Source organism: Sphingomonas phyllosphaerae, from assembly GCF_029623345.1.
GTDB classification, from domain to species: domain Bacteria; phylum Pseudomonadota; class Alphaproteobacteria; order Sphingomonadales; family Sphingomonadaceae; genus Sphingomonas; species Sphingomonas phyllosphaerae_C.
This window is the reverse complement of sequence record NZ_JAPYKH010000029.1, coordinates 13,577-27,562: the sequence shown is the minus strand read 5'-3', so window position 1 is coordinate 27,562 and position 13,986 is coordinate 13,577. Positions and strand designations below refer to the sequence as shown.

Genomic DNA, 13,986 nt, shown 5'->3' with positions numbered 1-13,986 from the left:
CCTCCACCCTATCGCCCGTAGCGCGCCGCGAAGTCGCGGTCGGACATCACGAGATAGCGCACCATGTCGACGATCGATAGCGGCACCGTCACCAGCGCGCCGATCACGGTGAAGGTCAGCACCGCCATCACGATCCCCGAGGTGACCCGGCCGAGATAGAAACGGTGGATGCCGAAGATGCCGAACAGGAAAGCCAGTACCGCGGCGATATACTTGTTGCGGTCGATGGTCGGCACCGGCGCGGCGACGGGTGCCGGCGCGACGGCAGGCGCGACCGGCACCGGGAAGACGTTGCGCGCGCGCCCCGCCGCCGCCTCGAAGTCGACCAGCTGCCCGCGCATCGGCTCGCCGTGCTGCGCCCAGTCCTCGGGCGCGAAGGTGTAGCGTTCGCCGTCCTCGCCCGCGACCAGCCCGTCGCCGCTGCGTACGTCGACCCCGAGTATCTGTCCGCGCATCCGTGGCTCCGTCGTGTCGCGCCGGTGTTCCCGCAGCCGCGCGCGAAAGGCAAGGGTGCGGCAGAGGCGACCATTCTGGCCGCCGTGCGCCCGCCTGCGCGGGAGCACCGGCAGAGGCGAGGATGTCACCCTAGAGCAGCAGTTCCTGCGGCGTCATCCGCCCGACATGGCCGCCGCCGCGGCGGCGCGCCATCTCGGTCTCGGCGGTGTAGCGCACGTCGGGGTCGCGATCGGTGAGGAACTTGACCAGGCTCTCCTCCTCGATCTCGCGCCACTCCTTGCCGCGGTCGGGGCCGTAGCGGACGCGCGGCAGCAGCCCGGGCTCGCTGGTCCACTGGATCAGCTGCGCCACCGAGGCCTCGTTGAGCTGGTCGCGCAGGTGATGCGCGGTGACGTACGCGTCGGGGAAGGCGCGGTGCGCGGGCAGGCCGCGCTCATGCTCCAACCCGGCCGGCTTGCGCCAGTAGCGCAGCACCTGGTTGGAGAAGCTGGGGCTGTCGGGCCACAGCCGCAGCGCGCACTTCCAGGTGCAGATCCAGTCGGCGCCGTGGGTCAGCGCGGGAGTGCAGAACTGCTCCTCGAACGCCGAGCGATGCGCGGCGAGCGCGACCCGGCGCGGATAGGGATCGAGCACCGGGCGCGCGACGTCGTGCCACCACGGCGCCTCGGCGACGTCCTCGTCGCGGATATGGTGGATCGCCTGGGTGATCGCGGGCATCGGCCGGCCCGGATTGACGAGGATGTTGCCACCCTCGCCGTACAGCTCCCAGCGGCCGTCGACGCCGAGCGCGACGTCCTGCCAGCCGACCTCGCACACCGCGTGCGCGGGCGGGGCCGAGCCGGTGGTTTCGAGGTCGATGACGCGGACGATCTGCGGCTGCGGGCGACGGGCGTAGCTCATGTACCGCGCTATGTGGGGCGGCGCCGCGGCGAATGCCAGCCGGGTTTGATCCGCCGCCGCGCGTCGGTTCGCGCCCGCCTGACCCGCTATGCCCGGCCGCCAAGACCTGCCCCCGGAGGCCGGCGCGGCGTGGTCCTGGCCGAACCGGCCACCCATCCGCGCCAGCTCCTCGATCGATGCGCGCCACCGGTGCCACTCATGACCGGGGTTCGGGAAGTGACTGGCGCATCGTCGCTTTGTGTCTCAGCGCGGACCCGTCGCACTTTGGCGCGGATGCGCACATCGGCCCATCTTTGTCGGAGCGGCGGACGAGCCCGTGGCCGCGCCTGAGATCGGCGTGTCGCCGACGCGATCGTCCGGACCGGCCATGACGCGCGAACCCCGGTCGGCAAGTGGCTTGATCGATGCTCAGGGCGCGGCTGAACGCCGCCTGTCATGGCGCGCCGCCATAAGCGACGAGTCGGCCCGGCTATGAGCCGGACGCATCAAGGTCGCCTGGGATCAGCACGCTGCCGGGTCGATGGCGCGCTCGCACACCATCTGACCCGACCACCGCCGGGCGACGATCATGTGCTGCTCCTTGCCGGCGAAGCTCCCCTCCGCGCGACGGACCTCTTGAGGATGAGCGTGCCGCGCGCAATGCCGCGTGGAGGCAGACACCTTTCCCCGGCCGCTCCCGAACTTGGCAGGATCGCGGCCGGGAGGAGGGCGCATCAGCGCCGGAACGGGTCCTCGAACGGCGAGACCGGGCCGCGCAGCTCGCCCGCTTCCGCCGCCTCGGCGTCGCGTGCGGCCTGCTCGCGCTCGGCGCGGAGCGAGGCGATCAGCGCCTCGCGGTCGCCGTCGAGCCGCGGATCGTTGGCCTGCGGCTCGATCCCCGCCGCCTTGGCCGCCTTGGCCACCGCCGCGTCCAGCTCGCGCTGCGTGGTAAGGCCGAGCGTCACCGGGTCCTTCGGCGTGATGTTGCCGATGTTCCAGTGGCTACGGTCGCGAATGGCGGCGATCGTGGTGCGCGTCGTGCCGATCAGGTTGCTGATCGCGCCGTCGCTGATCTCCGGGTGGTTGCGGATGATCCAGGCAATGCCGTCGGGCTTGTCCTGGCGCTTGCTGACCGGCGTGTAGCGCGGGCCCTTGGTGCGGCGCACCTGGTCGGGGCCCTTGGTCATCTTCATGCGATAGGCGGGGCTGGCCTGCGCCTTGTCGATTTCCTCCTGCGTCACCTCGTGCGCGCGGACGGGATCGCGCCCGGTCAGCTTCGAGGCGGCGGTGTCGTCCGCGATCGCCTGGACCTCGAGGATGTGCAGCCCGCAGAAGTCGGCGATCTGCTCGAACGAGAGCGAGGTGTTGTCGACCAGCCAGGAAGCGGTGGCGTGGGGCATGAGCGGCTGGGCCATGCGGAATACTCCATAAATGCAAAGGGCCGCCCCTTCCCGGAGCGGCCGCCTGTTGACGAACGACTTAGTGCGTGGCGCGCGCGAGGGCAAGCGGGCGTGAGGGGGAGGTCGGGGGGAGAGGAAGATCCTTTCCGTTGGCGGGGAGGATCTGAGTCCCCGCTACGCCACCATCCGCAGCGCCGCTCCGAGCGGCGCGAGCGCGACGAGGAACTGGCGCGCGCTCGCCGCCCAGGTGAAGCCCGCTCCCGCCGCGGCGCAGGCGGCGCGATCGAGCGTCAGCGCGCGCGCGATCGCTTCCTCCAGCCGCTCCGCCATCGCGCCGGTGGCGGGGGTCAGCACGTCGACCGGGCCGGGCACCGGAAAGGCCGCCACGGGCGTGCCGCACGCCAGCGCCTCGATCATCACCAGCCCGAACGTGTCGGTGCGGCTCGGGAAAACCAGGGCATCCGCGGCGCGATAGGCTGCGGCGAGATCCTCGCCGAACAAGGCGCCGAGAAACAGCGCGTCGGGGAAGCGCCGCTCGAGCGCGGCGCGCGCGGGGCCGTCGCCCACCACCACCTTCACGCCCGCCACCTCGGCGGCGAGAAAGGCCTCGATGTTCTTCTCGACCGCGACCCGCCCGACGTGGAGCAGCACGGGCGCGCCGTCCGCGCGCGCGCCGGTCGCCGCCATTCGCGGCTCCAGCGCGCCCTCGGGCCGGAACGCCCGGCCGACGCCGCGGCCCCAGCGCTTCACCCGTGACAGGCCGTGCGCGCGCAACGTGCGCTCGATCGTGGCGGTCGAGACGAGCACCGCCGCGGCGGGTTCGTGGAACCAGCGCACGTAGCGCCACACCCATTCCGGGTCCGCGCCGGTGCGCGCCGCGACATAGTCGGGAAATTGCGTGTGATAGGCGGTGGTAAAGGGCAGGCGTCGGGCGCGACACCAGCGCCGCGCCGAGAGCCCCAGCGGCCCTTCGGTGGCGATATGCACCGCTTCCGCGCCGAACGCCGCGATCCGCCGCCCCACCGCCGCGGGCGTCATCAGCGCGAGCCGGATCTCGGGATAGGTCGGGCAGGGCAGTGACGGCGCGCCGCTCGGCGAGACCACCAGCACGTCATGCCCGCCGGCGCGCAGCTCGGCGATCACCGCCTCCAGCGTGCGCACCACGCCGTTGACCTGCGGCGCCCAGGCATCGGTGACGATCGCGATCCGCATCGCGCGCGGCTCAGGCGGCGAGCGCCGCGCGCGCGGGCACGGGTGCGGCGAGCGTGACCGCGGGCCGCTCGTCGCGGCGGCGCATCTCCTCGCCCCAGTCGAGGATCTCCATCCGCCCGTCGTGATGCTCGACCAAGGCGGTGCAGCCCTCGACCCAGTCGCCGTCGTTGTAATAGGCGACGCCCGCGATCTCGCGCATCTCGGCGGTGTGGATATGGCCGCACACCACGCCCTGGACGCCGCGGCTGCCCGCCGCCTCGGCGACGACCTCCTCGAAGCGCGAGATGAACGCCACCGCGTTCTTCACCTTGGCCTTGGCGTGCTTGCTCAGCGACCAATAGGGCATGCCCCAGCGCCGCCGCACCGCGCTGACCCAGCGGTTGAGCGCCATCAGCATCGTATAGGCGGCGTCGCCGACATGCGCGAGCCAGCGGTGCGACAAGGTGATCGCGTCGAACTCGTCGCCATGGAGCACCAGCAGGCGGCGGCCGTCGGCGGTCTCGTGGATCGCCTTGCGGCGGATCTGGATCCCGCCGAAGTCGAGCCCGGCGAACTGGCGGAACATCTCGTCGTGGTTGCCGGGGATATAGACCATCCGCGTGCCGCGCCGCGCGCGCTTCATCAGCCGCCAGATCACGTCATTGTGCGCGGCGGGCCAGTAGAAGCGCTTCTTGAGCTGCCAGCCGTCGATGATGTCGCCGACCAGGTACATGGTGTCGCTGTCGACATGGTCGAGGAAGTCGATCAGCATGTCGGCGTTGCAGCCGCGCGTGCCGAGATGGACGTCGCTGATCCACACGGTGCGGTAGCGGCGGCGCGCGCCGGTGACGTGCTCGGGGATCACCTGCTCGGGCCGGGGCGGCCGCGCGTCGGCGTCGAACAGATCGGCGATGTCGCCCAGCGGCAGGCCCGCGGTGAGCGCGCTGATCGAGTGAACCGTCGTCGGCATGGCAGCCCTCCCTCGCTGCCTTGCCCTACGCCTTATGTGTGACGCGCATGTCTCCGCGGCTTGACGCTGGGGTGACGTTGCCGTGACGGTTCGGCGTCACGCCGAGGCAGTGGAGCGACGCGGCGACCCGATGTGGCCGAGGCGTGATGGCGTGAACGGGGCGCGACCGTCCGGGAGGCGCGGCGGTTGCGCTGCCATCACGGCGCTCCGGCAGGATCGAAGGACCTGGGCGCGCGTGCTGCTCCCGCTCAGTCGCGTGCGAGCAGCACGCCGGCCCCGCGGCGGACGCCTTCCACCGTCGCGGCGAAGACGAGGTGCGACGCCAGCGTGTAGAGGTTGCCCTTCGCCTCGGCCTCGGGCCACGGCCCCCACCCTGCGGCGGGGACGAGCAGGTCGTCGAGCAGCAGCATCGTCATCGCCCCGAACGGCAGGCCGAAGCCGGTCGCGGTCTCGGGCCAGCGCTCCGCGGCGGTGACATAGCCAACCCCGAGCGCGGCGCCGGCGCCATAGTGCATCGCGCCGCCCGCGAGCCGACGGTGCTTCTGCGTCACCGGGCGCCCCTCGACGACCTGGCTGACGCTGTCGGCGGCCTTGGCCGTGGCGGGGTCGTCGTTGCCGCCGCTCTGCCCCAGCGCGGGGGCGGCGGCCGCCTGGAACTGGTCCATCGCGAACGAGGCGACGAGCCCGGCGCCGAGGCCGATCGCGACGGTGGTGAGGAGCGAGCGCATGGAGGTCTCCGGTGGTGGCGGAGGGCGCAACGCGCGGCGGAGCGCGGCGGGTGCGGGCAGGTGCGATCCTCCCCGCCACGCGGGGAGGATCCTAGTGCGCCTCGACCAGGGCCATCATCGAGCGTCCCGGCTCCTCAGAACTTCCATCCCAGTGTCCCCTGGACGGTGCGGCGGTTGCCGTACCAGCACCATTGGTAATTGGCGAAGCAGGAGGTGAGATAGCTCTTGTCGAAGACGTTGGTGGCATTGACCGCGAGGCTCAGCCCGCGCAGCCGCGGCACCGCCGCGCCGAGGTCGTAGCGCACCAGCGCGTCATAGACGGTGTAGCCCGGGCTGTTGCGCGGCCCCGCCGCCGCCTCGCCGAAGCTCGGCGTATAGACCCCCGCATAAGCCTCGTCGGCGTGGCGCAGCGCGCCGCCCAGCGTCAGCCCGGTGAAGGGGCCGCCCGGCGCGGTCCAGTCGAGGTTGACCGAGGTGCCGCCGCGCCCGACCGTCTCGAGCCCGCGGCCGACGCGCGACGGGTCCTGCGGGTCGCTCGTCACGCGCACGCGCTGGCGGCTGAACGCGCCGCGCACGGTGAAGCCGTGCCCGAGCGGGGCGAAGCCCTCGAGCTCGACGCCGGTGGAGCGCACCTCGCCGGTCTGCCGCGACACGGTGAAATCGGGCGTCGAGGTCAGCACGTTGGTCTGGTCGATGCGGAACCAGGCGGCGCTGAGCAGGATCGGCGTGCCGGGCACGCTGAACTTGGCGCCGGCCTCGATCTGCTTGCCGAGCGACGGGTCGGGCAGGCCGGGCGTGCCGTCGTCGCGCAGCACGTTGCCGCTCTGCGGCTGGAACGAGGTGGAATAGCTCACGTATGGCGCCAGCCCGAACGGCAGCGTGTAGAGCGCGGCGGCGCGCCAGGTGAACTTCTCGTCGCGCTGCGTCGATCCGGCCTGGGTGCGCTCGCGCGCATAGGCCCAGTCCTGCCGCCCGCCGAGCGTCACGCGCAGCGCGCCGAGCGACAGCTGGTCCTGCGCGTACACGCCCTGCTGGCGTTGGCGCGTATCGTAGCTGCCGCCGAACGGGGTGGGCACCGCCGCGGGGGTCTGCGGCGTCGCGACCGTGCCATAGACCGGCTGGTAGACGTTCAGCGCGGGCGCGCTGCCGAAGGCGTAAAGCTCGGTCGAGTGCGCCACCTGGCGGTCGACGCCGATCAGCAGCTGGTGCTCGATCGGGCCGGTGCGGAAGGCGCCGCTGAGCTGGTTGTCATAGGTCCAGTTGTCGAGCTGCTCGTCGGTGGCATAGGAGGCGCGATTGAAGCTGCGCAGCCCCGCCTCCGCGGGTGCGCCGCTGACGTAGATCAGCCCCAGCCGGGCGGTAACGTTCTGGTAGCGGCCCGAGGCGCGGAAGCTCCACCCGCCGCCGAAATCGTGGCGGAAGATATAGGTGCCCGAGGCCTGCTCGCGGCGCCAGCGGTTGCCCGCCTCACCGCCGTCGAAGCGCGTCGACAGCCGGCCGTTGGGATTGTCGATCAGCGTGCCCAGCGCGGGGAAGACGCCGTACGCGCCGTTATGCGGGTCGTGCGAGTAATTGCCCAGCAGAGTCAGCGTGGTGGCGCCGCCCGCGCCGAGCGTCACCGCGCCCGAGACGGTCTGGCGCTCGCGCCGGCTGAAGCGCTGCTGCGTGTCGGCGCCGTTGACGCTGCCGTAGACGCGCCACAGCACGCTCTCGCCCGCGCGTCCGCCGATGTCGGCGTCGACGCGGTAGAGGTCGAAGGTGCCGTAGCTGGCCGCGACCGCGCCGTAGAGCGCCGCGTCGACCGGCAGCTTGCTCGACTGCGCCACCAGCCCGCCCGGCGAGGACTGGCCGTACAGTACCGAGGCGGGACCCTTGAGCACCTCGAACCGGTCGAGCCGCGACACGTCGACCTGGGGCGAGACATAGCCGGTCGGGCTGCCGAACTGGCGCAGCCCGTCGAGGAACACCGCGGCGTCGAAGCCGCGCAGCTTGAACTGGTCGTACACCTCGGCGCTGGAGCCGCGCGTCTCGGGCGTGACGCCGGCGACGAAGCGCAGCGCCTGGTTGAGGTTCTGCAAGCCGAGCCCGGCGATATCGGCGGCGGTGACGACGCTGACCGACTGCGGCGTCTGCGCCAGCGGCGCACTGCTCTTGGTGGCGGAGGAGGCGATCTCGCGCGGCTGCACGCCGGTGACGACGACGTCGTCGCCGACCTGCTGCTGGTCGGGAGCGTCGACGGAGGCGGCGGAGTCGGTCGCGACAAGCGGCGAGTCGGGCGCGGCGGCGAGCACCGGGAGCGGGCAGAGCGCGCTGGCGGCGAGCAAGGCGCGGACGAGACGATGATGCATGTGAGAACCCCTTCTGACCTGGGCTCTATCGCTTGTGCGAACGAGTATCAATAGCTTCCATGGTGACGCGCTGCGACGATGCGAACCGCGTGCCAGGAAAGATGCTCGCCCGTCCCACCTGGGTGAGGAAAAGTGACACCGATTCTGCCGGAAAGGTCCGATCCGGACTCTCTTTCGCTGCCGTTCGGATGATGTTATAAGGGCGTGGGGGCGGGATCCGAGCGATCGCCGCTTACCCTCGACCGAGGCGTTAAGATTTACGCAGAAACTGGTCGCGCGTCCTGGCCGATCATCCAGCAGTGGAGATCGTCATGAAGCATTATCCGATCGTGATTGCGGCTGTATGCGCGTTGTACCCGTCACTCGTCCCGGCACAGCCGCGGCAGGGGGAAGTGACCGTTCGAGGAGATCAACTGTCGCGCGAGCGCTGGGTCGCCACGGTGACCCGACGGCTCGAGGCGGCGCTGCTGCGCCAACACGATCCCATCGGGTTCGACCCCGCCGCGGGCGGGATCGTGTCGGTCCGGTTCGCGCTGGACGAGCGCAACCGACCCGCCGTCCCCACGCTCGCGCGATCGTCGAGCAACCGCCGGCTCGATCGAGTGGCGCTGCTCGCGGTCAGACGGCTGGGCGAACTCCCCGCGCTCTCCTCGGGGCCGGGGGCGCCGACGACGGTCCAGACGAACATGATCTTCGCCTCGGATTATCTCGACTATCGCAACAAGCTCGCGCTGCTGCGCCGCGAGATACGGGTGGCCCGCGCGGGCGACGGACCCACGCGGCTCGCCGCGGTGGTGATGATCGGCGCGGCGACCCCGCACCTGGCGGCACCGCCCGCTGCGTGCCTGGCGGACGGTAGCGGCGCACCGCTTGTGTCGCTGCCGGTCGGTGGGTATGACGCCGCTCGTCCAAATTCCGCGTCGTGTTGAAATGCCAACATGGCGGAGGTTGGAACGACCGGTGGGGAAAGCCAGAGAATGGCGCTTTTCCGCGGGTATGCGGGTATAGCACAATGGTAGTGCAGCAGCCTTCCAAGCTGAATACACGGGTTCGATTCCCGTTACCCGCTCCACCCTCGGGTGGGGCAGCGACCTCGCCCCCGCGGCGAACGTCACCCCGCGACGCGGACCTTCCTATCGCTGGTGAGGAGAGGCGGCGGCGAGAGCTGGTCCACCGGGCGAACCGACCGTTTATCGCAGCTTAGCGGCCAGTCCGCTGCCGACTTTGCAGATCGGATTGTTCGGCTGTGATGCTCAGCCCCCTTTTTGCAGACAGCTCTCCGCCAACTCACGTGCCCGGGAAACGGAGCAGGTGCTCGATCCGTATGACGCGAGATGACCATGTGCTAGGTCCAAGCGCCACTACAATCGTCGAGGCCGGCAGCGGCATCTGAGGAGTGCGAGTTGCATCAGTGGATTGTGTCAGCCGCGATCGGCGTTGCCATCCTGAGCTCTGGCCCCGCGGCCGCCAGCCCGGTGCCAGGGGTCGCTTCGGGCATCTATGAAGGGGACGGGCCGAGCGACCACGCCTTCGAAGCGATCGACAGCGCGACCGCCTCCCTTCCGGACTCGATGCGCCCTCTCGCTCGCATGAGGCTCCGCAAGTCCGTTGCAGTATCCAGGATCAGAATATCGACTGCGGGAAATCGGATCGGGATCGCTTACGATGCCAAAGCACCTATCACCCTCTGGATCGGTGAAGAGCCGGTCAAGTGGAAGCTGACAGATGTTCTTGTCTTTGACGTGTCGGCACAAAGGGACGGCGAAGCACTATCCATAAGGTTCCGCGGCGATGACAGCGATCGGACCATAATCTATCGTACTGTCGGCCGAGATCTGGAGGAAGCTACCACCATGATCGTGCCACAAATATCGAGACCAGTCGTTTTCAAGCGAGTATTTCATCAAGCGAATTAACACATTCATCCCAGAGAGGCCGGACTGCGACAAGCCGCAGAGCAGTCCGCGTTCCGTATATGTAGACGCCATGGCGATGCTTGCTCCGCCGACGTTTATCATTCGGATACATGCGGGAAGATCGGCTGCCTTCGCAGATCGGGCATACGCCCTCGGATCGAGCCCCCCTTGCATCCGCCGCACCCGCGCCCGCGTATCTTCTTATGCAAGAGGAGAGCGGCCGATGCCCGAGCCAGCGCGTGTCGTGCGCAGCATCGCGATCGGGAGCGGCCGGCGTGTGGTGCTCTACGCCCCCGCCGCCGGGGATGACGCCCGCGCGCGCAACCTCGTCTGCCTCGATCGCGCCGGGCGCGTGGTGTGGCGCGGCGAGCTGCCGCCCGCGACCGGGCCCGACCGCTTCGTCGCGGTCGAGCGCGACGGCGACTCGCTCCAGGTCGAGACGCTCAGCGGGCGCCGCCTGTTGATCAGCCCCGGCACCGGGCGCGGGCTCGGCTGAGCGACGCCGCCGCAGTCGAGACCAGGCTTGACAGCGCGACGCTGTTAGCGTACAAAACATGAACATCGAGATGATGCGAGTCGGGCCGGGTGGTTCGGGAGCGAGGCTCCCGCCGCGCCGGCCCGGTCGCGTTTCAGCGGGAGATCGGCGATGCGGGGCGAGCGCTCGGACGGAGCGGGGACGCGCGCGCGGGCACCCGCCGCCCGCGCGACGGGGAGCGCCACTACGGTACCTGCCAGTGGCGGCGCGGCGCGCGCGACGGCGTATGACACGACGGAGCGCGCGACCACGGCGCCTGCCATCGGCGGCGCGGAAGGCGTGACGGCGCGCGACCGGGCGGAGGGTGTTGCCACTTCGCCCGCTACCCGCAGCGCGGATCGTGTGACGGCGCGCGCTACGGCGGCGGATCCCGCCGACGTGTCGACCACGCGCTCCGCCGATCGCGCCCGCGACGGCAGCGCGGTGCAACCGACCGCCGCCTCCGCCCCGACCGCTCCGGGCGGCGCGGCGCGCGTGACCCCGCTCGACGCCGCCACCCGCGCGTGCTTCCTCGACCAACTCGCCATGCTCGGCTGTCCGGCGCGCGCGGCGGCGGCGGTCGGCATCGCGCTCGTCTCGGCCTATGCGCTGCGGCGGCGCAGCGCGCGCTTCGCCGCCGCCTGGCGCGATGCGCTCGCGATCGGGTACGAGCGGCTCGAGGCGGAGGCGCTGCGCCACGTGCTCGAGCGCGAGACGCCGCTCGATCTCGCCGCCGCGCTGGCGTTGCTCGACCGCCACCGCGCCGCCGCCGCCAGCGCGCCGGTCGCGCCGCCGCGCACGCCACGCGGCCAGCGGGGCGCGCTCGGTCCCGTCGGCGCCGAGCTGGCGCGCCGGCTGCAGCTCTACGCCGGCGCCACGCCGGGCGTGCGCCGTACCCCGGTGTCGCCCGCCGCGGCGGCCGCAGTCGACGCGCTCGAACGCGACGTCGCGGCGGACTGGGGCGAGGCGGATCGAGGAGAGGTGGACCGGGGCGAGGTGGACCGGGGCGAGGTGGACGAGTCGGTCTCCTCCCGCGCCGGCGCGGAGGCGGGCGCCGGCGCCGACGCGGCGGACACGGGCGCCGGCTCCAGCGCCGCCACGAGTGTCGCCCCCGACGCGCCGGTCGACCCGGCCGCGCGGGAACGTCCTCCGTCCGGCGAAGGGTGCGGAGACTGCCACGACGGTCGGTCGCACGCCGGCTCGCGCGCCGCCGTGCTCACATCCGCCACCGCGATCGGCTCCGTCGTCGATGCGCCCGACGCCGCGTGCGCCGCCGCCGCGCTGCCGAGCGCCGCGGGCGCGGGCGCGTTCACCGCGGCGTGTCACGCGGCCTCCGATGTCCGGTCGTCCCCGTTCGCCCCCCTCATCGATTCCTGTCGCCGCTTCTGCCCGATCGACGCGCCGCCGGATCGCGCGGGCGGCGCGCCGCCGCCCGGCGTCACGCCGGCTTCGCGCCCGCGGGTGTGGGCATGACCGCGCCGCTCACCCGCTCGCTGCGCGCGCTGCGCCGGTTCGATCCCGCCGACGCCGCGCCCGTGTTCGACCGGCTCGACGAGGCGACGCGCCGCGCGCTCGTCGCCGACTGGGCGAGCTGGGCGCATCCGGGGCAGCTCGCGCCGGCCGGCGACTGGCGCGTGTGGCTGATCCAGGCCGGGCGCGGCTTCGGCAAGACCCGCGCCGGCGCCGAGTGGGTCGCCGCGATGGCGCGCCAGCGGCCCGACGCGCGGATCGCGCTGGTCGGCGCCACCGATGCGGACGCGCGCCGCGTGATGGTGGAAGGACCGAGCGGGCTGCTCGCGGTGGCGCGGCACGCCGGCGGTGCGCTGTGGCGGCCAACCCTCGGCGAGCTGCGCTTCGACGGCGGCGCGGTGGCGCAGGTCTATTCCGCCGCCGCGCCCGAGGGGCTGCGCGGCCCCGAGCACCATCTCGCCTGGGCCGACGAGCTCGGCAAGTGGCGCGGCGCGGCAGCGTGGGACAATCTGATGCTGGGGCTGCGGCTCGGCGAATCGCCGCGCGCGCTGGTGACGACGACGCCGCGCGCCACCGCTTTGCTGCGCCGCCTCGCCGCCGCGCCCGACACCGCGGTGACGCGCGGGCGCACGCGCGACAACCCGCACCTGCCCCGCGCCTTCGTCGCCGCGGCCGTGGCGCACTATGGCGCGACGCGGCTCGGGCGGCAGGAGCTCGACGGCGAACTGATCGAGGACGTCGCCGGCGCGCTGTGGCCGCGCGCGCTGCTCGAGCGCCAGCGCGCCGCGACGATGCCCGCGTTGGTGCGCGTGGTGGTCGGGGTCGATCCGCCCGCGGGCAGCGGCGGCGACGCCTGCGGCATCGTCGCCGCCGGGCTGGGGCGCGACGGGCACGGCTATGTGCTCGAGGACGCGAGCGTGACGGGTGCGAGCCCCGAGCGCTGGGCGCGCGCAGTCGCCGCCTGCGCCGCGCGCCACGCCGCCGAGCGCGTGGTGGCCGAGGCGAACCAGGGCGGCGAGATGGTGGCGCAGGTGCTGCGCGCCGCCGACGCCGCTTTGCCGCTGCGGCTGGTGCACGCCACGCGCGGCAAGGCGGCGCGCGCCGAGCCGGTGGCGGCGCTCTACGAGACCGGGCGGGTATGGCACGCGCGCGCCTTCCCGGCACTGGAGGACGAACTGGCCGGGCTGGTCGCGGGCGGCGGCTACGAGGGGCCGGGGCGCTCGCCCGACCGCGCCGACGCCTGCGTCTGGGCGCTCACCGCGCTGCTGCTCGGCGACGGCGGCGCGGTGCGCGTGCGGGTGCTGTGAGGAAGCGCGGCGCCGGCTTGATCCAGGCTAAAGCCGCGCGTGCGGCGCGGTGTCAGGATGCGTGGACGATGGAACGTGTCTTCGCCGCGCTCGCGACCCGGATCGCCTCCGCCTCGGGTCAGCCGGTGACCTTCGCGCTGGCGCTGGTGACGATCCTCGCCTGGGCGGTGACCGGGCCGATCTTCGGCTGGTCGGACACGTGGCAGCTGATCATCAACACCGGCACCTCGCTGGTGACCTTCCTGATGGTGTTCGTGATCCAGAACTCGCAGAACCGCGACGCCGCGGCGGTACAGGCCAAGCTCGACGAGATCATCCGCGCGCTCGACCAGGCGCGCGGCGAGTTCATCGGCATCGAGCATATGACCGACCGGCAGATCGAGGCGATCCGCGCCGCGCTGGAGAAAGAGGCGGGGCACGAGCCGGGCAAGCTCGGCACCGTCGACGACAGCGTCGAGACGCTGCTGGAGCGGCGCTAGGGGGCGGGCGTCGGCGTCGGCGCGGCCGGTAGGTAGGTAGGGAAACGACCCGCTGACCTGCGGGCAGGGTCACGCGAAGATTGCCGTTCTCGCCTGCGGTCATCTTGGCGAGGCCAGGACCTGCGCCGCGCCGCCCGTAGCTTGCGTGACACCGCCATGACCGCTCCTTCCTTCGTCATCCCTGCGAAGGCAGGGATCCATATACGCTGACGTGGCGGCTCCCTCGACGGTCCACGCATCTGGATCCCCGCCTCCGCGCGGATGACGGTTGAGTGGGGCAAGGGCAAATGGCTGCACCATCCCGGTCAGGGGAGGGACGCGGATCCTA

General features: G+C 72.0%; 13 protein-coding genes and 1 tRNA gene. 7 read left to right on the top strand and 7 right to left on the bottom strand.

Annotated elements, in window-relative coordinates:
• Positions 1 to 8: 8 nt before the first annotated feature.
• The 7 genes from QBJ89_RS18650 to QBJ89_RS18620 form a co-directional block, all read right to left on the bottom strand.
• On the bottom strand, positions 9 to 455 hold the full coding sequence (locus tag QBJ89_RS18650; RefSeq protein WP_277981975.1) for a TM2 domain-containing protein: 447 nt from the start codon (positions 453 to 455) through the stop codon (positions 9 to 11).
• Positions 456 to 585: 130 nt separating this feature from the next.
• Complete coding sequence (locus QBJ89_RS18645; protein WP_277981974.1) at positions 586 to 1,356, bottom strand: 3'-5' exonuclease; 771 nt, start codon at positions 1,354 to 1,356, stop codon at positions 586 to 588.
• A 713-nt stretch (positions 1,357 to 2,069) separates the two neighbouring features.
• Positions 2,070 to 2,750, bottom strand: a complete 681-nt coding sequence (locus tag QBJ89_RS18640; RefSeq protein WP_277981973.1) for a DUF1013 domain-containing protein — start codon at positions 2,748 to 2,750, stop codon at positions 2,070 to 2,072.
• A 159-nt stretch (positions 2,751 to 2,909) separates the two neighbouring features.
• A complete protein-coding gene (locus tag QBJ89_RS18635; RefSeq protein ID WP_277981972.1) occupies positions 2,910 to 3,947 on the bottom strand; it encodes a glycosyltransferase family 4 protein in 1,038 nt (345 codons plus the stop codon).
• Between the two features lie 10 nt (positions 3,948 to 3,957).
• On the bottom strand, positions 3,958 to 4,896 hold the full coding sequence (locus tag QBJ89_RS18630) for a UDP-2,3-diacylglucosamine diphosphatase (RefSeq protein ID WP_277981971.1): 939 nt from the start codon (positions 4,894 to 4,896) through the stop codon (positions 3,958 to 3,960).
• 248 nt (positions 4,897 to 5,144) lie between these two features.
• Positions 5,145 to 5,624 carry a DUF1440 domain-containing protein gene (locus QBJ89_RS18625; protein ID WP_277981970.1) on the bottom strand — a complete coding sequence of 160 codons (480 nt, stop codon included), beginning with the start codon at positions 5,622 to 5,624 and terminating at the stop codon, positions 5,145 to 5,147.
• 134 nt (positions 5,625 to 5,758) lie between these two features.
• Positions 5,759 to 7,972: a TonB-dependent siderophore receptor gene (locus QBJ89_RS18620; protein ID WP_277981969.1), complete on the bottom strand. Its 2,214-nt coding sequence runs from the start codon at positions 7,970 to 7,972 to the stop codon at positions 5,759 to 5,761.
• Between the two features lie 392 nt (positions 7,973 to 8,364).
• On the opposite strand from QBJ89_RS18620, the gene QBJ89_RS18615 reads away from it, so the two are divergent.
• The 7 genes from QBJ89_RS18615 to QBJ89_RS18585 all read left to right on the top strand — a co-directional run bounded on the left by QBJ89_RS18615 (position 8,365) and on the right by QBJ89_RS18585 (position 13,658).
• Positions 8,365 to 8,901, top strand: a complete 537-nt coding sequence (locus tag QBJ89_RS18615) for an energy transducer TonB family protein (RefSeq protein ID WP_277981968.1) — start codon at positions 8,365 to 8,367, stop codon at positions 8,899 to 8,901.
• A 69-nt stretch (positions 8,902 to 8,970) separates the two neighbouring features.
• Positions 8,971 to 9,044: transfer RNA gene (locus QBJ89_RS18610), tRNA-Gly, on the top strand.
• Between the two features lie 331 nt (positions 9,045 to 9,375).
• Complete coding sequence (locus tag QBJ89_RS18605) at positions 9,376 to 9,888, top strand: hypothetical protein (RefSeq protein WP_277981967.1); 513 nt, start codon at positions 9,376 to 9,378, stop codon at positions 9,886 to 9,888.
• A 223-nt stretch (positions 9,889 to 10,111) separates the two neighbouring features.
• Positions 10,112 to 10,384 carry a hypothetical protein gene (locus QBJ89_RS18600; protein ID WP_277981966.1) on the top strand — a complete coding sequence of 91 codons (273 nt, stop codon included), beginning with the start codon at positions 10,112 to 10,114 and terminating at the stop codon, positions 10,382 to 10,384.
• A gap of 150 nt (positions 10,385 to 10,534) precedes the next feature.
• A complete protein-coding gene (locus QBJ89_RS18595; protein ID WP_277981965.1) occupies positions 10,535 to 11,875 on the top strand; it encodes a hypothetical protein in 1,341 nt (446 codons plus the stop codon).
• On the top strand, positions 11,872 to 13,179 hold the full coding sequence (locus QBJ89_RS18590; protein ID WP_277981964.1) for a DNA-packaging protein: 1,308 nt from the start codon (positions 11,872 to 11,874) through the stop codon (positions 13,177 to 13,179). The genes QBJ89_RS18595 and QBJ89_RS18590 overlap by 4 nt, the downstream gene beginning before the upstream one ends.
• Before the next feature lie 68 nt (positions 13,180 to 13,247).
• Positions 13,248 to 13,658, top strand: a complete 411-nt coding sequence (locus tag QBJ89_RS18585) for a low affinity iron permease family protein (protein WP_277981963.1) — start codon at positions 13,248 to 13,250, stop codon at positions 13,656 to 13,658.
• Positions 13,659 to 13,986 lie beyond the last annotated feature (328 nt).